This window comes from Acidovorax sp. NN32, assembly GCF_057597245.1.
In genome coordinates this window covers 4877758-4900952 of the sequence record NZ_CP199679.1, presented here as the reverse complement: position 1 = coordinate 4900952, position 23195 = coordinate 4877758, and the positions used below count along the sequence as shown (strand labels likewise).

Sequence of the window (23195 nt, the reverse complement as noted above, 5' to 3'; positions counted from 1 at the left end):
ACAGCAGGAGCATTGGACACAGCCTGGATGAGCAGGAGCTCCAGAGGCAGTTTCCGGGCAGGACGTTGGACGTGACCTATGCGTACTGGGTTCGGGATAACGGTGGCGTTTGGACCGAATTGAGCGCTACGGTTCAGATTCGCAGGGACCACAACCCAACCTATGCAGAGGTGCTGTTCCTTTTGCACCAGGAGGCAGCGCACCTGCTGGCTGACCAGGATCACCATTTTTTTGAGGGGCTGGTGCTGTCTGCAGATCCGTTGTCAGACACGCCAAGGTACGAAATGCTGCTGGGAAGTTGATCGTAAGTTTGGTGGGGTGGGTGGGCGCAGTCGGACCTGCCACGTTGGCAATCCAAGCCCTGGACATCAGGACATCAAAACCTTCTTCAAATACACCAGCTGAAATCCCTGGATGTAGTTGTCGATGTGCCCAAACTCCTCATAGCCCTGTTTAAGATAGAACTCGCGCGCCTGCCATTCAAAGGTGTTCAGCGTCACGCTGTGCGCGCCCAGGTCGCGGGCTTTCTGTTCTGCCGTGGCCAGCAGGTTGCGGCCCACTCCATGGTGCCGGGCGGCTTCGTCCACAAACAGCAGTTCCACGTTCAGCCACTCCAAAAACACGAATCCGCGCAGCCCGCCCACCAATTCGCCCTGCGCGTCACGCGCGCTCACCCACACCGGCTGGGACTGGCCGTACTCACCGACGAACCCGTAGTTGAATTGCCGCATCCGACGGCCTAAGACGCCGGAGTGAACTTCTTCTGCTGTGGGTGTGTAGATCTCAAAGTCGGTCATTGCGGAAGTCATGTAGGCCGGGTTGGCGAAGCGTAACCCGACCTGCTCTCATCGGGCGAAGCTGCCCCGCCGTCGTTTGAGCCGCCGCGCTCAGCTATCAAACCTGAAGTCCGCTGCCGCGTACAGCTCCCAAGCCCCTTCGCCCTTGAACTCCAGCACGTGCGTGTGGTGTTTGAGCACGGCGGGGCGGTGGGCGATGCTGATGAGGGTGGTGCCGCTGGCGCGCAGGCGTTCATAGAGGGCGGTTTCGTTGGCGCTGTCCAGCGCGCTGGTGGCTTCATCCAGGATGACGATGCTGGGCTGGCGCGCCAGCACGCGGGCAAAGGCCAGGCGCTGCTGCTCGCCAACGGACAGCAGTTTCTCCCAGTCGTAGGACGCGTTGAGCCCACCCACACGCTCGGACAGTGATTCGAGGTGCACCTCCTGCAGCAGCTCCAGCAGGCGTTCGTCGCTCAGCGCCGTCTGCTTGCTCGGGTAGATGATCTGGCTGCGCAGCGTGTCAATCTGCATGTAGGGGCGCTGGGGCAGGAAGAACATGTCTTCCAGGGGCGGGTGCTGCACGGTGCCGCTGCCCGTGTGCCACAGGCCGGCAATGGCACGCAAGAGCGAGCTTTTGCCGCAGCCGCTCGGGCCGGTGATGAGCAGCGCGTCGCCGGGCTGCAACTGCAGCGAGAGGTCGGCCACGAGCAGGCGGCCGAAGTGGGGGGTGTAAAGCGAGAGCCCTTCGATGGTCAGCGTGTCGCCGATGCGGGTGGTGATTTGCGGTGGGGGCTCGGAGGGGTCGTGGGCGTTGATCGCGGGCGTCGCATCGTCCGCAGGCTGGCCTGCTGGGGCGGGCTCGGCCCAGGGGGTGGGCGCGGCAGGGGTTTTGAGCACGACCTGCGACAGGGTATGGAGCCGGTCGATGCCCGCCACAAACCGGCTCAGGCTCTCGAAGTTGTCCACGATCAGCGAGATGGCGCCCAGCACGGCGGCAAATGCGCCTGCCGCCTGGATGGCCCGGCCCACCTCCAGCTCGCCCGACAGCACCGCATTGGCCAGGAGGATGCTGGGCAGGATCAAGGTGAGCTGGCTGAAAGAGCGCTGGTACAGGTTGAGCGAGAGCTGTTTTTTGATGAGCCGGGCGAAGTTGGTAAACGCTGCCTCGAACCGGTGGTCGATCTGCACGCGCTCCTGGGGTTCGCCCCGGTAGAAGGCGATGGATTCGGCGTTTTCGCGCAGCCGCATCAGGCCGAACCGGAAGTCTGCCTCGCGGCGGATCTGCCAGAAGTTCAGCCGGATCAGCGGCGCGCCAAAAAGGTACAGCGCCCCGAAGGTGCCCAGCAGGGCATACACCGCCAAGAAAGCCACCAGCGTCTTGGAGATGGACCACAACACCGCGCTGAACGCCACCAGCTGCATCAGCGAGCCGATGAAAATCAGCAGGAAGTGCGTGGACCGGCTGGTGAAGGTGTTGATGTCTTCACTGATGCGCTGGTCGGGGTTGTCGATGTCGCCGCCCGCGCCGATCTCGTAGTACTTGCGCTCGCTCAGATAGCCATCCAGGAATCGGTGGGTGAGCCAGCGCCGCCAGTGGTTGGAGAACGCGTCGCGCATGTAGTAATAAAAGGCGTACACCGGCACCGCGAATGCCAGTACAACAAGGCTGGTGCGCACCGCGATCCAGAAGCGGTCGGCCTGCTTGGCCGCCAGGGCCGATGTCATCTCCCCCGTCTTGTCGATCAGCATGACGGCCAGCTGGGTCTCGCACACCATCAGGGCGATCAGCAGTGCCATCAGGCCCCAGGCGGTGCGCTTCTTGTCGCCTGCCCAGTAGGGCCGGGCCACGCCCATGAACTGCTTCCAGGCTGCCCGCGACAGGGTGGGCGGTCGGCTGCGGCGGGTCTTGTCGGACGTGGTGGGCAAGGGCGTGGGCTCAGGGGCGGCTGGGCTGGCAGCGGCGGGCAGTGGCATGGAAAGATGGGAGGGCTGGAGGAAGCTCCACCTGAACGATAGGCGATCAGCGCGCTCGGCGCTGTCAGCGGACAACCACAGCTTGATAAGAACGGCTGCGTTTCATCTGCTGAGCAACTCGTACGCCGCCCGCACCCGCTGCAAATCCCGCCCCAGCCTGCGGCTTGCCGGCAAAAGCCCCATCCACCCCATCCGCCGGACACTGGTCGCCAGCACCGTCTGCATCTCCGCGCTCTCCTGCGCCACCCACGCCACCCAGCGCTCGCGCCCCTCGGTCAGCGTGCCGCTGGTGTGCAGGTAGATCGCGGTGGAGTGCGCGTAACACAGCGCATCGCGCACATGGCACACCGCCAGGGGCAGCACGGCGGCGGGGTCGTCCTCAAAGTCGATGCAGGCCACTTCGCCATCGGGGCAGCGCACCATGTTGCGAGCAAAGGCCTGGCTCAGGCACGTGCCTTGGCGGTGCACCAGGGCCAGCGTGTCCAGCCCCTGCTGCCACAGCGCCAGAACGGTGGCCGTGTCGCCCGCCAGCACGGCATGGTCGATCTCGTTGCCCAGCGAATGAATCTCTTCCCCCGTGTGGCCCAGGTGGCGCATGGCAAAACCATGGGGCAAGGCGGCCAGCACCACGGGCACGCGGATGCCGCGCGCGGCCAGGTCACGCAGGCGCTGCACTTCGGTGGCAATGGCCGCAGGGCCGCCGGGGTTGGGCACGGGGCGCAGGGCGTCCAGCCGCAGCAGGGCGGCCAGCACGGCCATGGCGCGGTAGCGGCCCGTGCCGTGGGGAGCGCCGGCACGCTTGATCCAGATCTGCTCATCGCCCAGCACGTGGGCCATCACGTTGTGCGGCTGGGTGGCCAGCTGCTGCTGCAAAAAGGCGGCGTAGTCCGGGGCGGCGGTGTGGGTGGGGGCGGATGCGTCCATCGTCAAGTTCATACAGCGGCGTCCCCCGCCACGGCCGCTGCGGTGCCCGCGGCTGCTGCGTGCACCAGCTCGACATGGTGGGGAATGGAGGGTTCCAGTGCAGGCTCGCTGGCCTGAAAGCTGTGCGCGCTGGCCAAGGGCCAGTACAGGCGGAACACGTTGTGCTGCGCGTCGAGCGGGCCGAGCAGCGCGCCCGGTTGCATGCGCGTGATCAGGTTGGACAGCAGGCGCACCTCGGTGTCGCTGATGCGGCGCACGATGTGGTGGGCTGTGATGTCCTTGGGGTGGCGCAGCCCGGAGGCCTGCACCAGTTCCTGCAGCGCGTGCAAGGTGCTGCGGTGAAACTGCGCCACGCGCGTGGCCTTGTCGGGCACCACCAGGGCCTGCTGGCGCAGCGGGTCCTGGGTGGTCACGCCCGTGGGGCAGTGGCCGGTGTGGCAGTTTTGCGCCTGGATGCAGCCCAGCGCCATCATGAAGCCACGCCCCGCGTTGCACCAGTCGGCGCCCAGCGCCATCATGCGAGCGATGTCGAAGGCGCTGATCACCTTGCCCGCGCAGCCAATGCGCACGCGGTCGCGCAGGTTCACCCCCACCAGCGTGTTGTGCACCAGCAGCAGGCCTTTTTGCAGCGGGGCGCCCACGTGGTCGGTGAATTCGACGGGCGCCGCGCCCGTGCCGCCCTCGGCGCCATCGACCACGATGAAATCGGGCGTGATGCCCGTGACCAGCATGGCCTTGACGATGGCAAACCACTCCCACGGGTGGCCCAGGCAGAACTTGAAGCCCGTGGGCTTGCCGCCCGACAGCGTACGCAGCTTGGCGATGAAATGCATCATCTCGACCGGCGTGCGAAACGCACTGTGGCTGGCGGGCGAGATGCAGGCTTCGCCCTCTTTCACACCGCGCGCAGCGGCGATCTCGGCAGTCACCTTCGCGCCGGGCAGCACGCCGCCATGGCCGGGCTTGGCGCCCTGGCTGAGCTTCAGCTCGATCATCTTGACCTGCGGGTCGGTGGCGCTGGCCGCAAAACGTTCTTCGCTGAACGTGCCATCGGGGTTGCGGCAGCCAAAGTAGCCCGAGCCGATTTCCCAAATCAGGTCGCCGCCGTGCACGCGGTGGTGCTGGCTGATACTGCCCTCGCCCGTGTCGTGCGCGAAGCCGCCTTTTTTTGCACCCTGGTTCAAAGCAAGGATCGCATTGGCCGACAGCGCACCAAAGCTCATGGCCGAGATGTTGAACACGCTCGCGTGGTAGGGCTGGGTGCAGGGCGCCACGGACTGCGACGGCGCATCGGGGTTGCCGCCGATCCACACCCGAAAGTCGTGCGACGGCAGCTGTGTGGGTGCGAGCGAGTGGTTCACCCATTCATAACCCTGCGCGCCCACGTCCAGGTGCGTGCCAAACGGCCGGTTGTCCGGGTCGCCCTTGGCGCGCTGGTACACCAGCGAGCGCTGCGCGCGCGAGAACGGCGCGGCCTCGCTGTCGCTCTCGATGAAATACTGGCGCACCTCGGGCCGCACGTATTCGAGCATGAAGCGGATGTGGCCGATGACCGGGTAGTTGCGCAGGATGGCGTGGCGCGACTGCTGCAGGTCGTACACGCCCACTGCTACCAGGGCAGCAAACACCAGCACCACGGGCAACCCCACGTGAAAAGCCACCAGCGCAAACAGCGACAGCAGCAGCCCGAAAACGCACAGCGCAAAGGCCGTGTAGCGTACCGGGTACAGGGAGTTCAGTTGGTGGAGCATGGGGGTCCTGGTTCTGGTGGCGGTGCGAGAGGGGGCTACACTGACCGCCTTTTTATCGGGTTGCCATGTTGCGCAAGGCGCTTTTGAGGCCCGGCACCACCCCGGGTCGCCGTACCTCCGCCGCTACACCAGCGCCACGGCACAAGGCCTGCGCATCATAAAAGTAAAACAATGTTTTACCGCCCCCGCTTTCTCGCTTGACGACCGGAGCCCCCCATGACCGAATCCACATCGCCCACTCCCTCCACCGACGATCTTGATGACCCCGCGGGCGCCCCGGCGGCCGCACTGGGCCCTGAAGAGCTGGAAGAGATCGACAACATCCTCGACGACCTGCGCTCGCGCGGCGAGGAAATCCCGCAGTGGGAGTTCTGCGATGGCTTCATGACCGCGCTGATCTGCAGCCGCCGCCCCATCGCCCCGGCTGAGTACCTGCCCATGCTGCTGGGCGACGGCGCCGAGCTGGATGTTGCCGAAGGCGACCCGCTGCCGCAGTTGCCAGCCTTTGCTGACGCCGCTCAGCAGGCGCGCTTTTTAGAGCTGTGGAACCGCCGCTGGGCCGAAATCGCGACCCAGCTCGACACCGACGTGAAGACGCTGGACGACGACCGCACCTTCCAGCCCGAAGCCATGGACATGCGCGGCGCCGTGGCCAGCCTGACCGACGAGCAGCGCGCCGAAATGGGCGACGACCAGGAGATCCCGTCCTTCGGCCAGGTGTGGGCCCTGGGCTTCATGTTTGCGGTGGAAAACTGGCCCGAAGACTGGGCCGCCCCGCGCGACAAGGAAGCCGCCAAGTGGCTGGACGACGCGCTGGACCGCATCGTTGCCCTGACCGAAGACGACACCGGCAAGCCCGAAGTCTGCATGTACGACGAAGACGGCCCACCCAGCACCAGCCAGGCGCGCGTCGAGGCCTTCGGCGAAGCCATCTGGGCCGTGTACGACCTGCGCCAGCTCTGGAAGAGCATGGGCCCGCGCGTGGAGACGGTGCGCAAGGCGCCCGAGCCGGGGCGCAATGACCCGTGCCACTGCGGCAGCGGCAAGAAGTACAAGAAGTGCCACGGGGCTTGATCTTGTTGGGCAATTTGCTATTGATTGGATAGCTGTTGGCGCTTGATGGATATGCGCTAGAGCCTGTTTTTATCTGAAATTCCTCGCAGCGCGCCTTCGGGCGCGCTTTGTTTTTTGCAGAGCACACCGCATGAACCCCTCCACCCTGACCCGTCTGCGCGCCGAATGGGCGCCCAGCATTCCGCGCGAGCTGCTGGCCGGGGCTGTGGCCACGTTTGCGCTCATCCCCGAAGTCATCGCCTTCTCCTTCGTGGCGGGCGTGGACCCTTCGGTGGGGCTCTTCGCCTCGTTTGTCATCAGCCTGGTCATCGCCTTCACCGGCGGACGGCCTGCGATGGTGTCGGCGGCGGCAGGCTCGGTGGCGCTGGTGGCTGCGCCGCTGGTGCAGTCGCACGGGCTGGGCTACCTGCTGGCGGCGGGGCTGCTGGCAGGCGCGGTGCAGGTGGCGTTTGGGCTGATGAAGCTGGGCGTGTTGATGCGCTTCGTGTCCAGCTCGGTGCGCACGGGCTTCGTCAATGCGCTGGCCATCCTGATCTTTGCCGCGCAACTGCCGCACCTGCACGGCGCCAGCACGGCCACCTGGGGGGCGCTGGCGTTGGGGCTGGCGCTCATCTACGGCCTGCCGTGGCTGGGCCAGCGGCTGGCATGGCCTGCGCTCACCGCCATTCCGTCACCGCTGATCTGCGTGGTGGTGCTCACGGTGCTGGCATCGGCGCTGGGGCTGCACCTGCCCACGGTGGGTGACCTCGGCAAACTGCCCGACGCGTTGCCTGTGTTTGCGCTGCCGCAGGTGCCCGCGTCGCTCGACACCCTGCGCATCATCCTCCTGCCCGCGCTGGCGATCGCCATGGTGGGCCTCCTCGAATCAGTGCTCACCGCCGCCGTGGTCGATGAGCTGACCGACACCCCCAGCGACAAGAACCGCGAATGTGCGGGGCTGGGCGTGGCCAACATCGCGGCCAGCCTGTTCGGCGGCATTGCGGGCTGCGGAATGATCGGCCAGGCCGTGGGCAACGTGAAGTACGGCGGGCGCGGGCGCCTGTCCACGTTGTTTGCCGGGGTGTTTTTGCTGATCCTCATGGTGGCGCTGAAAGACTGGGTATCCAAGGTGCCGGTGATTGCGCTGGTGGCCATCATGGTCATGGTGTCGGCCGAAACGTTCGACTGGAAGTCGCTCGGCGCCCTGGTGCGCCACCCGCGCCTGTCCAGCGCCGCCATGCTGGCCACCGTGGCCGTCACCATCGCCACGCACAACCTGGCGGCTGGCGTGGCCGTGGGCGTAGTGCTCAGCGGGGTGTTCTTTGCGTTCAAGGTCTCGCACATGCTGGAGGTGCGCGTGCACGACGATGCGGATGGCGCCGATCACGCAGATGGCGCTGGTGCCACGGCCTTGGGCCAGCGCACTTGGCGCGTGTCCGGCCAGGTGTTTTTTGCCTCGGCCGATGCGTTCATCGAGGCGTTCGACGTGCTGGGCGCCGAAGGCCGCGCGGTGGTCATCGACGTGACGCACGCCCACTTCTGGGACATCACCGCCGTGGCCGCACTCGACAAGGTGGTGGAACGCTTGAGGCACCATGGCTGCACGGTGCAGGTGCTGGGGCTTAACGAAGCCAGCGCGGTGCTGATTGATCGGATGGGGAGCGATGTCGCACCGGACCGTGCGAAAGGAGGGGTGGTCGGTTGAGCGGGGAGGGGGCCGCTGGCGTTTTAGCGAAGGCGACCAGCCCCGCAGCACACCCAGCAGGCCCAGCGCTTGGCTCCCGGCCCTTTTGTCGCCGTGCACGGCATCGCCACATGTCCTGTCGCAATGTTCCGCGCCGTTGCGGCAGTGGCAAGAAGTACAAGAGTGCTACGGGTTTTTGGTAGAAGCTACTGATTTGATAGCTGCTGGCGCTTGTTGAATAAGCGCTAGGGGCCAATTGGACTTGATTTTTCCACTGCTGCCCGTTGCAGATGCGAGGGCGGGGTTCAAGGTGGGTGGCTGCCTTTCGCTGATCGAGCACAGTGATAGGGCGCTTTGGGCCCGAAGCCGAAGTAGGCCTGATTGACCTGATTGCCGGAAAGCGGTCGAATGAAGAGACCGGTCAAGGAGAGACTGGGACGCCGTCCTCGTAGCGAAACCAGTAAGCTTGTTTATTGAAGTCAATGACTTCGATGAACTTGGGATGAAGGACAAAGCCTTCTGAAAAAATGTCGGCTCCTGACTGGCGCCAGAGAATTTCTCCGACCTCTGACAGTCGGGCAATTTCCAATTCCCCATGCGAAATGAGGGCAGTGTTGTTCTCATCAAAGTAGATGCCGAAGCAAGTCGCCAAGTCCACCTTAACCGACCAAATTAACTTGGCAGATTCGAGACTCAAGCACGCAATGCTGTCTCCCACAGCTAAATACAAGAGTCCGTCCTTGAAGACAGCCGAGTGCTGATGTACTCCGCTTGCGCCACCACCGTTTGAAATCACTGCGACTGGCTCATCATCCAGCAAGACGCCATGAACCGAACTGGGCTGCGCTCCACCCGCGAGCTGCACTTCAAGCGGGTAACACCGGACGTTGTCAGTCGAGCCGAAGGAATAAGTCGGTTCGTTGACCACGTGAATGATGCCTGCTGGACTAGATAGATGCATCGTTGAAAGAGTCTAATTCTTGCGCGATCCAGGGTAGTTGTCGGGTGCGTCGCATGACGTGCCTGAAAGCGGTCGTTCGTGACGGACCGCTCCTTGCCGAGAGCCGCAGTTCCCAATGCATTGAGCGATCTGCATCACCGCAACACCACCTCTCACCCCTGCGCTAAAAACTTCTTCAAATTCCCCGCCGCCGTACTCCGCACCTTGCGCTTGAGCGATGGCGACCAGCCCAGCAGCAGCCCTGGTGCCCCCAGAGCCTGCCGTGCCCAGCGCCAGAAGTTGAAGCGGTCGCGGTGGGTGGCGATCAGCCCGTCGGGCGTGAAGGTGAAGGTGCCGTCGATGATGTTGTGCACCTTGCGCCCCGTGGCGCTGAAGAGGTAGTGCGCCTCCCAGTGCGCCTTGCCGCCGGCCGCGTCGGCTTCGATACCGCTGAACGTGAGCTTCCAGTGCTCGGCCGCGCCGGGCTTTTTGGTGGCGGTGCATAGCATGCGCCACATGCCGCCGATCTGGTCGCGGCCCTTCAGGGAAAAGGCCTCGTCGTCGAACGTGGCGTTGGGCGCATAGCAGGCGGCCATGGTGGCGTGGTCAAGCTGCGCAAACGCGGTGTAGAAGCGCTGCAGGGTCTGGGCGTTGGGGTGCATGGGGTCTCCTCCTCAAGGGCGCCCATGCTACACCGGTGCCTGCCTGTTGCATGCCGCTTGGGCGACCGGGCCGTGTGGTGCGTTCTCAACGGGTGCGCAGCCCGCCGATGCGCCGGCGCTTGATGTCATCCAGTCCGTCCAGCACCTGGATGCCATGTGCATACCCCTGCTGCACGATCTGCTCGAAGCGGTTCCACTGCAGCATGCCGACGCGGTCCATGGGGGGGTTGAAGTACAGGTCGGTGAGCTGCTGCGACTGGCGCTGGCGCGACATGCTGTACAGGATGGTGACCTGCATGAGGTAGCTGGCCAGCGAGGGCAGCTTGTAGCGGCGCTGGGCGCGCGGGCGCAGCTTGTCGCGCAGCAGGGCCCAGCTGGTGGGGATGTCGTCCAGCTCGATGCGGCGCGGCTTGCGGAAGTTCAGGTCCACGCCGATCACCGTGCCCACGCCGCGCATGCTGCTGCGCATCACGTCCACCGGAAAGTTGTTGAACGTGCCACCGTCGCACAGCAGGTCGCCCTCGTGCACCACGGGCGGCAATGCACCGGGGATGGAGATGCTGGCCAGCAGCGACTTCACCAGGCTGCCACGGCGCACCACCTGTTCGCTGGCGCGCGAGTAGTTGGTGGCCACGCAGTAATAGTTCTTCCACAGGTCTTCCACCTGGGCCGGGAAGCCCACCAGGCTCCCCACGGCCTCGTGCAGGATGTGGCGCAGTCGGCGGCCCTTGATGAGCGACATCAGCGGCAGCAGGTTGAAGTCTCCCGTGGGGTTGGTGCGAAACGCCTCTCGGGCGTTGGCCATCACCGTCGCCAGCGGCCGGTCGGATGCCACATACGCGGCCATGACCGATCCGATGCTGGTGCCGCCCACGCAGTCGATCTCCACGCCTTCCTCCTGCAGCGCGCGGTAGATGCCAAGGTGCGCAAAGCCGCGCGCGCCGCCGCCCGCCAGCACGAGGCCCACGGCCGTGCGGCTCTGGATGCGGGCCAGGCGCGCCATGTCGCGGTCGAGGGTGGGGCGCACATGCACGTGGTCGGCCACGGGGCGGCGGTCCAGCCATTGCTGGGTGCCACGTGGGCACTGCGTGCCTTCCGGGTGCAGCAGCACCAGGATCTCGGCGGCCTCGGCCAGGGGTGCGCGGCGCAGCAGGCAGTTTTCTTCGATGGGGTGGATGGCGGGCTCGGCCTGAGCGTCGGCCAGCAGCAGCAACTCGTCGCAGTGGCGGCTCACGCGCCGTGTCCAGGGCGTGGGCTCGGGGTCTGCCAGCAGCAGCACGAAGTCGTTGCGCGCCTCGATCTCGTCGAGCAGCATGGCGATGCGCCGGTTGGCCGTGGCGTCGGCGCCTTCGCGCTGGGCAATGCCGGGCTCGTGCAGCTCTGCGTCCACGGTGGCGGAGTCGACCACACGCACGCGGCCGATGGTGCCCAGCTGGCGCGCCAGGCTCTGGCCAAAGCCCTGCAGGTCCACGCCGCTGCTCACGGGCAGCAGGCCCATGGCCACGGGCCGCTCTTGTGCGGCCGTGTGGATGGCGGTGCCCGTTTGCAGGCGCTGGATGATCTGGCGCGTGAGGGCAATCGACACCTGGGCGCTGCTGGCCAGCAGGGTCTTGAACACATCCTTGGTCAGGCGCACCAGCACCGAGTCGCGCACGGCGACCACGGTGGCGGCGCGCGGTGCGTCGGTGAACAGGCTGATCTCGCCAATCACCTGGCCCCGGCCCATATCGGCCACACGGCGCTGCGGGCCGATGCTGCCGTCATCGCTGCGCACATAGGCACGCAGGCGGCCGCTCACGGTGAGGTACATCGACTCGCCGGGCTCGCCCTGCGCCATCAGCGTGCTGCCGCCGGGCACCTCCACCCACTCCAGCTGGGCGCGCAGCAGCTCCAGCGCTTCGGGTTCGATGCCTGGCAGAAAGCTGCGCAGGTGCTCGGTGAGCAGTTGGTTCTGGGTGGCGGTAAAAGGGGGCATGGTCACGCAATCGGCAAGGCTCGGTGGGGCGCTGCGGAAAGCGGGGGGCTCGCCAACACGTCGTGTTTGCGATGGGTTCCGCAGCGTGCGAAGCGGCGGATTCTAGGAACGCAAGGGCACCTGTGCGCACTGTGCAAGGCATGGTGGCCGGGCAGCGTGTGAACAAATGCACGGCGGGCCCTCGCGATTGCCCTTCCGTGCCGATGCGAAATCGGTCGTCAGCGCATGAAGGCGCTCAGCGCGCGGGCCGTGGCGTCGGGCAATTGCTCGGGGATGAAGTGCCCTGCAGGCACGGCCTGGCCCGTCACCACGCCCGCGCATTGCGCCTGCCACAGAGCCAGTGGGTCGAACAGGCGGTGCACCACGCCGTGTTCGCCCCAGATCACCAGCGTGTCGCACGCGATCTTCTCGCCGCGCGCGCGGCTTTCGCGGTCATGCTCCAGGTCGATGCCTGCGCTGGCGCGGTAGTCCTCGCACGCGGTGTGGATGGCCTCGGGCGTGCAAAAGCAGCGCTCGTAGTCGGCCAGCGCCTGGGGCTCGATGTGGGCCAGGCCCGCGCTGCCCCAGCCGCCCAGCTTGGCGTGCAGGTAGGCGAGCGGGTTGCCGCCAATCATGGTCTCGGGCAGCGGCGCGGGCTGGATCAGGTGGAACCAGTGGTAGTAGGCGCGCGCAAACTCCATGTCGGTACGCGCGTACATGTCGAGCGTAGGGGCGATGTCGATCACGCACAGCTTCTTCACGCGCGCGGCGTGGTCCAGCGCCAGGCGGTGGGCCACGCGGCCGCCCCGGTCGTGGCCGCACAGAAAGAACGCGTCCTGGCCCAGCGCGGTCATCACCTCGGCCATGTCCTGCGCCATGGCGCGTTTGCTGTAGTTGCGGTGGTCCGGCAGGCCGGGCGCGTGCGATGAATCGCCATAACCGCGCAGGTCGGGCAGCACCAGAAAGTAGTCGTGCGCCAGCTGCTGCGCCACGCGGTGCCACAGCGCATGGGTTTGCGGAAAGCCGTGCAGCAACAGCAGGGGCGGTGCACCCACGGTACCGCCGGTGCGGACAAAAATCTCGGCGCCAGCGGTGGTGATGCGCTGGGTGGTGAAGCCTTCAAACCAGGTAGGTGAGGTCATGCGGGATGCGGCGATGGTTGAATGCATTGGGGCGACAGGCTGAGTTGGCGTGCACGCCCCGTCAGGTGCCTACCCGGGGGATCAGGCCAGCAAAAAGCCCAGCAGCCGCTGCAGTGCATACCGCACCGTGGCCGCACGGATGGCGGCGCGGTCGCCCGCAAAGTGCTGCATCTCGCTGTGGGTTTCGCCATTCACGCACCAGGCAAACCACACAGTGCCCACGGGCTTGGCCTCGCTGCCGCCTGTAGGGCCGGCCACGCCGGTTACGGCCAGGCTCACATGCGCCTGGGAATGGGCCAGCGCCCCATCGGCCATGGCGCGGGCCACGGCCTCGCTCACGGCGCCTTCCTGCTCAATGAGTGCTGCGGGCACGCCCAGCATCTCGACCTTGGCGGCGTTGGAGTAGGTGACAAAGCCGCGCTCGAACCACTGGCTGGAGCCCGCCAGGTCGGTGCAGGCCGCCGCGATCATGCCGCCCGAGCAGCTTTCGGCCGTGGCCAGCAGGTGGCTGTGTTTGAGCAATTCCAGAGAAATTTGGGTCAAATTGGCCTCTAGCGCTGATGTATCAAGCGCTAGCAGCTCTCTATTTGATAGCGATGCGGTTGTCATAGAAACCTCCACACTGCAATGACCAGCAGGGTACAGAAGGCTGCCACAAAGTCGTCCCACAAGATACCCCAGCCGCCGCGCCAGCCAAAACCCTTGAACAGGCTGTCGGCCCAACCCACCGGCCCGGGTTTGGCCGCGTCAAAGAATCGGAACAGCCCAAAAGCCACCAGCTGCCCCCACCAGCCCATGGGCATGGCCAGCCACAGCACCAGCCAGAAGGCCACCACCTCGTCCCACACGATGCTGCCGGGGTCGGCCACGGCCATGTTGCGCGCGGTGGTGGTGCAGGCCCACCAGCCCACTACGGTGCTGGCGGCAATCAGCAGGCCCATGTGTTGGGGTGACAGCCATTGCTGCAGTGCCAGGTAGCTCAGCCACGCCCACAGCGTGCCCACGGTGCCCGGCGCCACGCGCGACAGCCCAGCACCAAAACCCAGTGCGATGAAGTGCGCCGGGTGGGAAAACATGAACGCCACGGTAGGGCGGCGGGAGGGCAGGGGCTGCGGGGGCTCGGAAACGGTCATGGCACGAGGGAGGGGCTGTCAGTCGCTGGCGGCCACGTCTGCCCCTGCGGGCAGGCGCACCAGCAACACGGGCACGGGCGCGGTGCGTGCAATCTGCTCGGCATCGCTGCCCATCAGCACGCGGGCCAGGCCACGGCGCCCGTGCGTGCCCAGCACGATCAGGTCGGCCCCCCAGGCCTGGGCATGCTCCACCACCAGCTGCGCCACGCGGGCGTCCAGGTTTTCAATCAGCACAGTGTCTACGGGTACACCGCGTTGCGCCACGCGCTCCTGGGTCTGGTGCAGCAGGGCTTCGCCGGCCTTGCGCAGGCGGGGTAGTACCTCCTGGCTGTAGACCTCGGGCTGCTCAAAGCCGCTGATGTGGGCCACCGGGTCCATCACATTCAGCAGCCGGATGCGGCCGCCCGTGGATTGCGCGAGGCTGGTGGCCTGGGCCACGGCGTGGTCCGAGGTGGGGCTGCCGTCAACGGCAACGAGGATGTGTTGGTAACTCATGGTGGGGCTGGCTCCTCGGGCTTTTTCGTGGGGCGCTGCTGTCGATTGTGAACGACTGTTGTGGGTGGGTGCGGGCTGCAGTTGCCGGTTCACTGGCGTTCTTGCAGCTCCACATCCTTGGGGTAGCGGATGGTGTGCTCGGCGCTGAACTGCGCCGTGGCGCCTGCGGCCAGCGGCTGCTGCCAGGCCACGGTGCCGGGCGTGCGGTTCCAGGCCGTGTCGGTGGGCTGGGGCTGGTAGCGCGATTCAACCTCGATCTTCTCGTTGCGCGACACCGGCGCGGCATGCAACACCTGCAGCGTGATGCCGGTCTTGTGGCGGTTCTCCACGCTGTAGGCGCGGCGGGTCTTGCGCTCGGTGCGCGAGCCGGTAAAGCCGGTGCTGCCCGTCAGGTCCTGCGCGGGCTCGGCGCGCACGGTGACGAGTTCATCGCGGCCAAATGACAGGCTGGCGCTGCCCTCGGGTGCGCCCGCGCTGGGGGTGGAGAAGTCGATGCGCCCGTTGCCCACAAACGCGCCGTCGCGGTACAGGCCTGCTGGCCCTGCGGGCCACACGCCGGGCGGCTGGGCCATGTGGGCCACCAGGTAGGCGGCTTCTTCCACGGCGGGGGCTGTGCGGGTGATCAGCGTGGCGGGGGCCGTGTGGTTGCCCAGCGCCAGCGTCACGCGCTGGCCGCTCGATGGCACGGTGATGCGCTGCGGCACGGCGAACTCGGTGGCAAAACCCTTGTCGAGGGTGCTGACATCGAAGGTGGGCATGGCCTCCTCGACCGCGTTGCGCGAGCGTGCTACGGGCGAAGGCGCTGCCGCCATGGCCATCGCAACGGCGGGGGCGGCGGCGGGCATGGGACGCGGCGGCGGGGCTACATCCAGCGTCCATTCGCGCGGCAAGCGGCCCTGCGTGGCGCGGCCTGGTTGGCCGGTGGACAGGGTCAGTTGAACGTTGCTCCAGTCTTCGCCACTGTTTTGCGCCACCAGCGCCTGGCGCTCGATCAGCACGGTGGATTTGGTGGCATCCAGCGTGGCACGGTAGGTGGGTTGCCAGCCAGGGCCGCGTACCTGGTAAGACAGGCGCAGCTCGGCCTCGCGCTCGGCGGCCAGGTTGATGGTGACGGACACCACCCGCGCACGCTGGCTGGCCACACGGTCGCGCTCGGCCACCAGGGGCTTGAGGGCCAGCTCCAGCGCCTCCTGCTTGCGTTGCAGTTGGTGCGCGCGTGCAAAGCTGTCTTGGCCAGACTTGCGCAGTACATCGGCGGTAGCGGTGATCTGTGCGGGCGTAGGGGTGGCGACACGGAGGGCGCTTGTAGCAGGTGCTGCCGCCTCTTGACCATTGCCGGTTTGTGCCACGCTGCGCAGGTAACCATCCACCAGTTGCAGGGCGGAGGCTTCGGCCTTCACTCCCGCGATCTGGTCTTCCAGCTCGCGGATGCGGCCGTCCAGCGGGCTCGCGCAGCCTGCCGCCACATCGCGGTCCTCGGTGAGCACGTTGAACTCGCCCACACGCACGGCAGGGTCGGCGTTGATCTGCAGGCTTTGTGCATCCAGCGACGCGGGCAGGCAGGCCAGCGTGAGGCTGCGCGCGCCCGCAGGCACCTTGGCCACACGCTCCACCGTGGCGCTGCCGGGGTAGACGGTGACGCGGGCGATGCGGGAGGTGTCCTGGGCGTGGGCAGACGAGGCCGCGATGGAGAGCAGTGCTGCGCTCAAAAGGCCCAAGGTACGGTGCAGGCGCGGGATATTGGGGCAATGAATCACGAGACTCCTTGGGCGTGGATGGACAGCGAAGGATGCTAGCAGCCCGCGCTGCGGATGCCGTGCCCCCGCGTGGAGTGCCTCCGGCGATTCGTGGGGGGATCGCGCTACCGCCGCTCAATCAGCTCTATCTGATAGCCGTCAGGGTCTTCAATGAAGGCAATGTTTTCTGGTGAAGTCCGGTCCGGAGAAAGTGACTGCATGGGCCCCGCCTCGCGAACTACCGAAACCCCGGCGGCTTGCAGGCTGGCGCAGCTTTTGGCCACACTGTGAACGGCCAACGCGATGTGTCCGTAGGCCGTTCCACGTTGATAGGCAGACTGGTCCCAGTTGTAGGTCAGTTCAATGCTGGCGTCGGTGGACTCGTGGCCATAGCCGACAAAAGCCAAGGTGAAGCGGCCTTGGGGGAAGCGCTCCTGGCGGTGCAGGCGCATCCCCAGCTTGTTGGTGTAGAACTCGATGGACCGCTCCAGATCTGCCACCCGCAACATGGTATGCAGCAATCGGGTGGGCTGGGGGCTCAGTCCTTCATCGTCAAAAGTCGTCATGGTGGGCCTTGGGGTGGTTTGGACACACGGTGTGGCAATGTGGGGCGATACAGTCGCACACACCGTGTTGAGGCGTGCTGGATTTACCCGCGGGCTGCTGCTTCGCCCAGCTCCTGGTTGGTGTAGGCCTTGCCGCCAATGCCCCACATGCCGTCCACCGCGTATTTCAGGTTGACCCAGATGTTTTCGCGGGGCTGCTTGCCGCCGCAGGCTTCAAAGAGGATATCGGTGGCCTCGGCGACATAGGCGGTTTGCACTTCCCGTGTGGCAAATGCAAATGAGGGCGTGAGCCATTCCACGATGGCGACGTTGGTCGGGCTTGCTCCCGCGTAGGTGCTGCCCTCAGGGAGCTCTGAAATATGCCCAATGACGTTGGGTGTGAAGAACTTGTTGCCAGCCAAGCCGTGCAGCTTGAGAAAGGCCTCCGACAGGCGTGCCATGGTGCTTTGCTGGCGGTTTTTGGGCAGGATGCCTTCGGTGATGATGAGTGTGAGGGGCATAGCAGCTTCAGAAAGTTGATGGCTTGGTGCGGACCATCCGCACACCCGGACTGTCGCGAATCGCAAAGACTTCGGAAACAGCTGGCCGGACACAGCGCTTGTGCAGAAAATGCACAACCATGGACAACCTCACGCTGGATGACTTCGCCTTGTTTGTGCAAATTGCCTCGGCACACTCGTTTTCAACCGTGGCACGCGAGCGCAACGTGGCTGCAAGCCACGTCTCGCGCGGCATGGCCCGCATCGAGGCGGCCTGCGGCTTGCGTCTGGCCCACCGCACCACCCACAGCCTGTCGCTCACGGAAGAGGGCGAAATGTTCCTGGAGCACGCGCGGCGGATTCTGGGCGAATATGCCCAGTTGCGAGACGGATTTGGTGGGCGTTCGCTGCACATTGGCGGCACGGTGCGCATCAGTGTCAGCCAGCTGCTCGCTGAATATGTCTTGATTCCCAAGCTGCACCTTCTGGGGGCCCAGTATCCGGGGCTGACGGTCGAACTTCAGGTGGAAGACCGTGTGGTGGACATGGCCGATGAGTCGATTGATATTGCGATTCGCGCTGGCGTCGACCCGGCACAGGCATCCGTGGCGCGGTCGCTGGGCAGCCATGGTCGTGCACTCTATGCATCACCTGGGTATGTGCAAACGTACGGAGCTCCGATATCCGTGCAGGATTTGGCTGCGCATCGGCTCATATCCAACGCCTCCACCCCGTCGCACAACCAATGGGATTTTCGGGTGAACGGCGAGCCCACCATGCTGATGGTGAAGGGCAAAGTGCAGGTCAACAGCAGCGCAGCGGTGATCTCCCTCGCCCTGGGTGGCGCGGGCATTGCACGCATGAACGACGTGATTGGCCAGGCGCTGGTGGACCAGGGCAAGCTCTTGCCGGTCTTGCCACAGGCCGTGGAACGCGGGAGCCATCCCATATTTGCGGTGATTCTGAGCACCCGGCACCGCGCGCCCAAAGTGCTGGCCACCATGGACTATTTGCAGACCTGCTTTGCGTCGTTTGCAAAACCATCGGGTGAACCCGGCATGCTGTTGCGCCCCGACAGGGGGTAGGCGTGCAGCGCAGGCACGGGGCTACAACACCCCGGGCACTTGCGCCGCCAAAAAGTCATACACCGCCCGAATCCTGCGGCTGGTGCGGATCTCGCGGTGCACCGTGAGCCAGATAGGCAGCTCGGGCAACGCAAGCTGGGGCAGCACCGCCACCACGTTTGGGTCGGTGCGGGCCATGTAGTTGCCCACAAAGCCGATGCCCAATCCTGCGCGCACGGCTTCCCAATACGCCATGAGGTCGTCGGTGCGAAACGCGAAGTGCTGGCGCTCCACCGGGTAGCCCATGGCGGCAAAGCCTTGCAGGATGTCCTCGTGCCGGTCGTTGCCCACCAGCTCGTGCTGCAGCAGGTCGGGCGGCTGCCGGGGTATGCCTTTGCGGCGCAGGTAGTCGCGGTGGGCATAGGCGCCCAGCGTGACCGCGCCGATGCGCTTGGCCACCAGGCTGGCCTGGTCGGGGCGCACCATGCGCAGCGCAATGTCGGCCTCGCGGCGCAGCAGGTTGGTGACCTGGTTGCTGGCCACCAGCTCGACCTGCACCTCGGGCAGCGCCTGGCGCATGCGCGCCAGCACGGGCGGCAGCAGCACGCAGGCCACGGACTGGCTGGCGGTGATGCGCACGGTGCCCGTCACGCCTTCCTCCGCGCCCGACACGCTGCGTGCCAGCTGGTGGGCGCCCATCTCCATGGCGCGGGCCGATTCGGCCAGCCGCAACGCCGTCGCGGTGGGTAACAAGCCGCGCCCTGTGCGCTCAAACAGCACCACGCCCAGCTGCGATTCCAGCTCGGCAATGTGGCGGCCGATGGTGGGCTGGCTGGCGTTGAGAACGCGCGCCGCGCCCAGCAGGCTGCCCTGGTCCAGCGCGGCCAGAAAGGACTGCACCAGGCTCCAGTCAAAGGTTTGGTTCATGGCGATAGCGTGCCCGCAACGGGGTGGCAGCGGGGTGGTTGGAGGTATTCAAATTTGCATTGCTGTTATGGACGCTTAGCCAATTGTGTAACGGGCTCTGCGTTTCCACAATCGATACATCCCTTGTGAATGGAGCCCTGACATGACCACCCACCCCCGTTTTCCGCCCTGCACGGACAACCCTTCCACCGTGTTGATCCTGGGCGCCCGGGGCCGGCTGGGACTGGCGGCGGCCTGGGCCTTTGCCCAGGCCGGCTGGCAAGTGCTGGCCCAGGTGCGGCCCGGTGCGCGCGGGCCTGCGCTGCCCGCTATCGCCGGTGTATGGTGGATGCCCGTGGCGGTGGAGGACACCGCCGCACTGGCGGCCCAGGCGCAAGGCGCGCAGGTGGTGGTGCATGCGCTCAACCCCGCCTACACGCACAAGGCCTGGCGCGAAGAGGCGCCCGCGTTGATGGAAGCTGCCATTGCCGTCACCCGCCAGCTGCGCGCCACGCTGATGCTGCCGGGCAACGTCTACAACTTTGGTGAAGGCATGCCGCCCGTGCTGCACGAAGACACACCCCAGGCCGCCACGGGCTTCAAGGGCCGCATGCGGGTGCAACTGGAGCTGCGCCTGCAGGCTGCCACGCAAGGGGGCGACATGCGCGCCGTGGTGCTGCGCGCCGGGGACTTCTTTGGCAGTGGCACCGGCAGCTGGCTGGACCAGGCCATTGCCAAGGACCTGCCCCGGGGCCGCATCACCTGGCCCGGCCCGCTGGACGTAGCCACGCCCTGGGCCTATCTGCCCGACCTCGCCCGCACCTTCGTGCGTGTGGCGCAAGAGCGGGACCGGCTGGCCCCCTTCGAGTGCCTGCATTTCGCTGGCCATCACGTCACGGCGCAGCAGTGGCTGCACAGCTTCACGGCCATTGCCGCAGAGCAGGGCTGGCTGCCCGATGCGGGCGCGCTGCGGGTGGGGCAGTTGCCGTGGCCGCTGCTGCGCGTGATGGGGCTGGTGGCCCCCACGTTCGCTGCGCTGGCGGACATGCGCTATCTGTGGCGCACGCCCCACCGTCTGGACAACACCCGCCTGCGTGCGCTCATCGGCGACGAGCCCCACACCCCCTTCGATCAGGCCGTGCGCCAGGCGCTGGCAGATTTGGGGCTCGTAGCCTTGCGTTCGACCCGCGCTGCGCTGGCCTGACGGCACAACCTTTGAACCACCGGAGTCTTCTCATGAACCGTCGCAACTTCATTCGTTTGGCAGGGGGTGGCACCATCGCCGCCGCCACCACCGGCACGCTGGTCGCCTGCGGCGCCGTGAGCTCGAACTATCCCGCCGAGGCGGTCGAGGCCTGGCAGGGCCCTGTGGGCGAGACCGATGTGCGCCGCCGGGCGGTGGCCTACGCCATCACCGCGCCCAATTCGCACAACCTGCAGCCCTGGCTGGTGGACTTGCGCGAGAGCGGTGTCATCACCCTGCGCACCGACCCTGCACGGGTGTTGCCACAGACCGACCCGGGTGGGCGCCAGATACTCATCGGCCATGGCGCCTTTCTGGAGCTGCTGGTGATGGCGCTGGCCCAGCAAGGCGTGGCCAGCGAGGTGCTGCTGTGGCCGCAGGGCGAGATGCCTGCGGCCCTGAAGGACTGGGACGACCGTCCCGTGGCGCGCATTACCCTCAAGCCGGGCGGCCAGCCCGACCCGCTGTTTGCCCAGGTGCTGCTGCGCCGCACGCCCAAGACCGATTTCGACACCACCCGCCCCGTGGCGCCCGAGTTGCTGGCCCGGTTGCTGGGCAGCGCCCCGGCTCAAGCCCCGCTCAGCGTTGGCGGTACCGTCAGTGCAGACCAGTTGCCCGCGCTGCGCACGCTGTGCTGGGAGTCCGCCCGGGTAGAGCTGCTCACGCCGCGCACCATGATGGAAAGCATCCAGCTCACCCGCGTGGGCCCGGCCGAGATCCTGCAGCACCGCGATGGCATCTCGATAAATTCGCCCTTTGTGCGCGCGGTGTCGGCGCTGGGCCTGTTCGACCGCTCCGCACCACCCGCCGAAGGCAGCGCGGCGTACAAAAATGCCATGGGCCGCTTTGAAGGCCACAGCCGCACGGCCATGGGTTTTGTGTGGATTGCCGGCCCCAACACGCGCAGCGACCAGATTCATACCGGGCGCCTGCATGTGCGCCAGCAGTTGCAGGCCACGGCGCTGGGTGTGGGCATGCACCCCATGAGCCAGGCGGTGCAGGAATTTGCCGAGATGGCCCCGCACTTCGAGCGCGTGCACCAGCTGGTGCTGGGGCGGCCCGCGCCGCGTACACCCCAGGAGCCCACCGTGCAGATGTTCTGCCGCATGGGTTACCCGCAGGGCGAGGTGCCTGCCACGCCGCGCAGACCGCTCGCGCGTTTTGTGCAGGCTTGATTCGGAGGAGGACAGCACCTGCGCAAAGGGCTGATGCAGATCAACCTCCGGCCACAAGCTGGCGCGCTTTGCCGCTGCTTCACACACTGTTCAGGTGGCGTTCATCGCGGGTTTCTACAGTTGCTGCGTTGCAACAATTAGTGGGGCTGGTGATGTGGAAGAAGGTTTTGGGGGGCACTCTGGCGGTGGCCATGGGCGTGTGGATGTTGGCTTTGATCGTGCCCCAGCCTACACCGCCCGCGTGGGGCGATGTCTGGTGGTGGCGTAACCAGCTGATCCTGCTCACCGGGGTGGCAGCCTGGACGCTGATGTCGCTGATCATGGTGCTGGCCGTGCGGCCCGCGTGGCTGGAAAAGCCGCTCGGTGGCCTGGACAAGAGCTACCGCCTGCACAAGTGGGCGGGCATCGGCGCGATTGTGCTGGCGTTGCTGCACTACGGGCTGCAGCTGTCGCGCAGCCTGCTGGCTGACTGGGTAGGCCGCCCGGTGCGCACGCCGCGCGCGGATTGGTGGCTCAACACCTTCCGCCACCTGGCCGAGGAGATGGGGGAATGGGCCGTGTGGTTCCTCGCGGCCATGCTGGTCATCACGCTGTGGCAGCGGTTTCCGTACCACGTGTGGCGCTACCTGCACAAGCTGCTGGCCGTGGTGTACCTGGTGCTGGCCTTCCATGCCGTGGTGCTCACGCCGCCTGCCTGGTGGCAGCAGCCTGCGGGTGTGCTGGTGGGCCTGTGCACGCTGGTGGGGGTGCTGTGCGCCGTGCGCTCGCTGGCCGGGGCCATCGGGCGCAGCCGCCGCCATGCGGCCCGTGTGGTGAGCGTGTCGCCCCAAGGGGCTGGGGTGCTGGAAGTGACCTGCCAGGTCAGCCCCGCCAGTGGCTGGAAGCATGCGGCCGGTCAGTTTGCGTTTGTCACCTTTGGCCGTGCCGAAGGGGCGCACCCCTTCACCCTGCTCAATGCTGACCAGGGCAACGGCGTGCTGCGGTTTGCCATCAAGGCGCTGGGCGACCACACGGGGCAGCTGCCCCTGCAGGTGCAGCCGGGCCAGACGGTGAGCATCGAGGGGCCGTATGGCTGCTTTGACTTTCGCGGCGACAGCGCCACCGAGCAGGTGTGGGTGGCCGCAGGCATTGGCGCCACGCCGTTCATGGCCTGGCTCGAGTCGATGCAGTCCACGCCCGCGCTGGCGCCCCGGGTGCACCTGCACTACTGCGTGCGCCATGCGGGCGAGGCGGTGTTTGCCGAGCGCATGGCCGCGCTGTGCGCGCGCCTGCCCAGCGTGACGCTGGAGATCCACTACAGCGACGATGCTGGGCCCGTGACACCCACAGCGCTGCTGGCGGGCACCAGCCCGGCGGCGAGCGTGTGGTTCTGTGGGCCGCAGGGTTTTGCCGAGGCGGTGCGCCTGGGCATGCAGCAGCTGGGGCGCTCGCCTGCATGTTTTCACCAAGAGCTGTTCCAGATGCGTTGAGGCGGGGTTTTCACCCCAGCGCTATGGGTGGGTAGGGAAAATGGTTCTAATTGCCACTCAGCGCTTTAC

The 23195-nt window shown here is 66.4% G+C and carries 22 protein-coding genes; 7 read left to right on the top strand and 15 right to left on the bottom strand.

Going from position 1 to position 23195, the window contains the following annotated elements:
• The first annotated feature begins 71 nt into the window (after window positions 1–71).
• A complete protein-coding gene (locus tag ACT89O_RS22675; protein WP_147433794.1) occupies window positions 72–302 on the top strand; it encodes a hypothetical protein in 231 nt (76 codons plus the stop codon).
• A 66-nt stretch (window positions 303–368) separates the two neighbouring features.
• On the opposite strand, the gene ACT89O_RS22670 is transcribed toward ACT89O_RS22675, so the two are convergent.
• The 4 genes from ACT89O_RS22670 to ACT89O_RS22655 form a co-directional block, all read right to left on the bottom strand.
• A complete protein-coding gene (locus tag ACT89O_RS22670) occupies window positions 369–797 on the bottom strand; it encodes a GNAT family N-acetyltransferase (protein ID WP_487261263.1) in 429 nt (142 codons plus the stop codon).
• A 90-nt stretch (window positions 798–887) separates the two neighbouring features.
• Window positions 888–2750, bottom strand: coding sequence for an ABC transporter ATP-binding protein/permease (locus ACT89O_RS22665; RefSeq protein ID WP_487261262.1), 1863 nt, complete (start codon window positions 2748–2750; stop codon window positions 888–890).
• A 102-nt stretch (window positions 2751–2852) separates the two neighbouring features.
• A complete protein-coding gene (locus tag ACT89O_RS22660; RefSeq protein WP_487261261.1) occupies window positions 2853–3674 on the bottom strand; it encodes a BUD32 family EKC/KEOPS complex subunit in 822 nt (273 codons plus the stop codon).
• A gap of 8 nt (window positions 3675–3682) precedes the next feature.
• Complete coding sequence (locus tag ACT89O_RS22655) at window positions 3683–5425, bottom strand: FMN-binding glutamate synthase family protein (protein ID WP_487261260.1); 1743 nt, start codon at window positions 5423–5425, stop codon at window positions 3683–3685.
• Between the two features lie 216 nt (window positions 5426–5641).
• Here ACT89O_RS22655 and ACT89O_RS22650 point away from each other — a divergent pair, with 216 nt between their 5' ends.
• Window positions 5642–6499, top strand: coding sequence for a UPF0149 family protein (locus ACT89O_RS22650; protein ID WP_487261259.1), 858 nt, complete (start codon window positions 5642–5644; stop codon window positions 6497–6499).
• Window positions 6500–6629: 130 nt separating this feature from the next.
• On the top strand, window positions 6630–8183 hold the full coding sequence (locus tag ACT89O_RS22645) for a SulP family inorganic anion transporter (protein WP_487261258.1): 1554 nt from the start codon (window positions 6630–6632) through the stop codon (window positions 8181–8183).
• 400 nt (window positions 8184–8583) lie between these two features.
• Here ACT89O_RS22645 and ACT89O_RS22640 read toward each other — a convergent pair whose 3' ends face one another.
• The 10 genes from ACT89O_RS22640 to ACT89O_RS22595 form a co-directional block, all read right to left on the bottom strand.
• On the bottom strand, window positions 8584–9090 hold the full coding sequence (locus tag ACT89O_RS22640; RefSeq protein WP_487261257.1) for a hypothetical protein: 507 nt from the start codon (window positions 9088–9090) through the stop codon (window positions 8584–8586).
• A gap of 185 nt (window positions 9091–9275) precedes the next feature.
• On the bottom strand, window positions 9276–9764 hold the full coding sequence (locus ACT89O_RS22635; RefSeq protein WP_218301436.1) for a nuclear transport factor 2 family protein: 489 nt from the start codon (window positions 9762–9764) through the stop codon (window positions 9276–9278).
• An 85-nt stretch (window positions 9765–9849) separates the two neighbouring features.
• Window positions 9850–11739: a cyclic nucleotide-binding and patatin-like phospholipase domain-containing protein gene (locus ACT89O_RS22630; protein ID WP_487261256.1), complete on the bottom strand. Its 1890-nt coding sequence runs from the start codon at window positions 11737–11739 to the stop codon at window positions 9850–9852.
• 218 nt (window positions 11740–11957) lie between these two features.
• Window positions 11958–12860, bottom strand: a complete 903-nt coding sequence (locus ACT89O_RS22625; protein ID WP_487261255.1) for an alpha/beta fold hydrolase — start codon at window positions 12858–12860, stop codon at window positions 11958–11960.
• Between the two features lie 81 nt (window positions 12861–12941).
• The gene (locus ACT89O_RS22620) at window positions 12942–13469 is read right to left on the bottom strand and encodes a CinA family protein (RefSeq protein ID WP_487261254.1); all 528 of its coding nucleotides are present in this window, start codon (window positions 13467–13469) and stop codon (window positions 12942–12944) included.
• Window positions 13466–13993: a phosphatidylglycerophosphatase A family protein gene (locus tag ACT89O_RS22615; RefSeq protein ID WP_431151064.1), complete on the bottom strand. Its 528-nt coding sequence runs from the start codon at window positions 13991–13993 to the stop codon at window positions 13466–13468. The genes ACT89O_RS22620 and ACT89O_RS22615 overlap by 4 nt, the downstream gene beginning before the upstream one ends.
• Window positions 13994–14011: 18 nt before the next feature.
• On the bottom strand, window positions 14012–14488 hold the full coding sequence (locus ACT89O_RS22610; RefSeq protein WP_121508323.1) for a universal stress protein: 477 nt from the start codon (window positions 14486–14488) through the stop codon (window positions 14012–14014).
• A gap of 89 nt (window positions 14489–14577) precedes the next feature.
• Window positions 14578–16206: a DUF4139 domain-containing protein gene (locus tag ACT89O_RS22605; protein WP_487262897.1), complete on the bottom strand. Its 1629-nt coding sequence runs from the start codon at window positions 16204–16206 to the stop codon at window positions 14578–14580.
• Window positions 16207–16349: 143 nt separating this feature from the next.
• Window positions 16350–16790 (bottom strand): lactoylglutathione lyase, encoded by a 441-nt coding sequence (gene gloA / locus ACT89O_RS22600; RefSeq protein WP_487261253.1) that lies wholly within the window; start codon window positions 16788–16790, stop codon window positions 16350–16352.
• A gap of 83 nt (window positions 16791–16873) precedes the next feature.
• Entirely contained in the window at window positions 16874–17290 is a 417-nt protein-coding gene (locus tag ACT89O_RS22595; protein WP_487261252.1) for a tautomerase family protein, read from the bottom strand.
• Window positions 17291–17409: 119 nt separating this feature from the next.
• Between ACT89O_RS22595 and ACT89O_RS22590 the strand changes: the two genes are divergently transcribed.
• The gene (locus ACT89O_RS22590) at window positions 17410–18354 is read left to right on the top strand and encodes a LysR family transcriptional regulator (RefSeq protein ID WP_218301443.1); all 945 of its coding nucleotides are present in this window, start codon (window positions 17410–17412) and stop codon (window positions 18352–18354) included.
• Window positions 18355–18375: 21 nt separating this feature from the next.
• Here ACT89O_RS22590 and ACT89O_RS22585 read toward each other — a convergent pair whose 3' ends face one another.
• Window positions 18376–19260: a LysR family transcriptional regulator gene (locus ACT89O_RS22585; RefSeq protein ID WP_487261251.1), complete on the bottom strand. Its 885-nt coding sequence runs from the start codon at window positions 19258–19260 to the stop codon at window positions 18376–18378.
• Window positions 19261–19402: 142 nt separating this feature from the next.
• Between ACT89O_RS22585 and ACT89O_RS22580 the strand changes: the two genes are divergently transcribed.
• The 3 genes from ACT89O_RS22580 to ACT89O_RS22570 all read left to right on the top strand — a co-directional run bounded on the left by ACT89O_RS22580 (window position 19403) and on the right by ACT89O_RS22570 (window position 23126).
• Window positions 19403–20443 (top strand): NAD-dependent epimerase/dehydratase family protein, encoded by a 1041-nt coding sequence (locus tag ACT89O_RS22580; protein WP_487261250.1) that lies wholly within the window; start codon window positions 19403–19405, stop codon window positions 20441–20443.
• A gap of 32 nt (window positions 20444–20475) precedes the next feature.
• Complete coding sequence (locus tag ACT89O_RS22575; RefSeq protein WP_487261249.1) at window positions 20476–21657, top strand: Acg family FMN-binding oxidoreductase; 1182 nt, start codon at window positions 20476–20478, stop codon at window positions 21655–21657.
• Window positions 21658–21785: 128 nt separating this feature from the next.
• Window positions 21786–23126 carry a ferredoxin reductase family protein gene (locus ACT89O_RS22570; RefSeq protein WP_487261248.1) on the top strand — a complete coding sequence of 447 codons (1341 nt, stop codon included), beginning with the start codon at window positions 21786–21788 and terminating at the stop codon, window positions 23124–23126.
• Window positions 23127–23195: the final 69 nt, after the last annotated feature.

Bases quoted from the DNA above. Each gene is read 5' to 3' on its own strand.
- ACT89O_RS22575 (WP_487261249.1), top strand. From the start codon at position 20,476: ATGAACCGTCGCAACTTCATTCGTTTGGCAGGGGGTGGCACCATCGCC.
- ACT89O_RS22580 (WP_487261250.1), top strand. From the start codon at position 19,403: ATGACCACCCACCCCCGTTTTCCGCCCTGCACGGACAACCCTTCCACC.
- ACT89O_RS22635 (WP_218301436.1), bottom strand. From the start codon at position 9,764: ATGCACCCCAACGCCCAGACCCTGCAGCGCTTCTACACCGCGTTTGCG.
- ACT89O_RS22585 (WP_487261251.1), bottom strand. From the start codon at position 19,260: ATGAACCAAACCTTTGACTGGAGCCTGGTGCAGTCCTTTCTGGCCGCG.
- ACT89O_RS22615 (WP_431151064.1), bottom strand. From the start codon at position 13,993: ATGACCGTTTCCGAGCCCCCGCAGCCCCTGCCCTCCCGCCGCCCTACC.
- ACT89O_RS22670 (WP_487261263.1), bottom strand. From the start codon at position 797: ATGACCGACTTTGAGATCTACACACCCACAGCAGAAGAAGTTCACTCC.
- ACT89O_RS22660 (WP_487261261.1), bottom strand. From the start codon at position 3,674: ATGGACGCATCCGCCCCCACCCACACCGCCGCCCCGGACTACGCCGCC.
- ACT89O_RS22595 (WP_487261252.1), bottom strand. From the start codon at position 17,290: ATGCCCCTCACACTCATCATCACCGAAGGCATCCTGCCCAAAAACCGC.
- ACT89O_RS22630 (WP_487261256.1), bottom strand. From the start codon at position 11,739: ATGCCCCCTTTTACCGCCACCCAGAACCAACTGCTCACCGAGCACCTG.
- ACT89O_RS22665 (WP_487261262.1), bottom strand. From the start codon at position 2,750: ATGCCACTGCCCGCCGCTGCCAGCCCAGCCGCCCCTGAGCCCACGCCC.
- gloA (WP_487261253.1), bottom strand. From the start codon at position 16,790: ATGACGACTTTTGACGATGAAGGACTGAGCCCCCAGCCCACCCGATTG.
- ACT89O_RS22625 (WP_487261255.1), bottom strand. From the start codon at position 12,860: ATGACCTCACCTACCTGGTTTGAAGGCTTCACCACCCAGCGCATCACC.
- ACT89O_RS22655 (WP_487261260.1), bottom strand. From the start codon at position 5,425: ATGCTCCACCAACTGAACTCCCTGTACCCGGTACGCTACACGGCCTTT.
- ACT89O_RS22620 (WP_487261254.1), bottom strand. From the start codon at position 13,469: ATGACAACCGCATCGCTATCAAATAGAGAGCTGCTAGCGCTTGATACA.
- ACT89O_RS22645 (WP_487261258.1), top strand. From the start codon at position 6,630: ATGAACCCCTCCACCCTGACCCGTCTGCGCGCCGAATGGGCGCCCAGC.
- ACT89O_RS22590 (WP_218301443.1), top strand. From the start codon at position 17,410: ATGGACAACCTCACGCTGGATGACTTCGCCTTGTTTGTGCAAATTGCC.
- ACT89O_RS22610 (WP_121508323.1), bottom strand. From the start codon at position 14,488: ATGAGTTACCAACACATCCTCGTTGCCGTTGACGGCAGCCCCACCTCG.
- ACT89O_RS22650 (WP_487261259.1), top strand. From the start codon at position 5,642: ATGACCGAATCCACATCGCCCACTCCCTCCACCGACGATCTTGATGAC.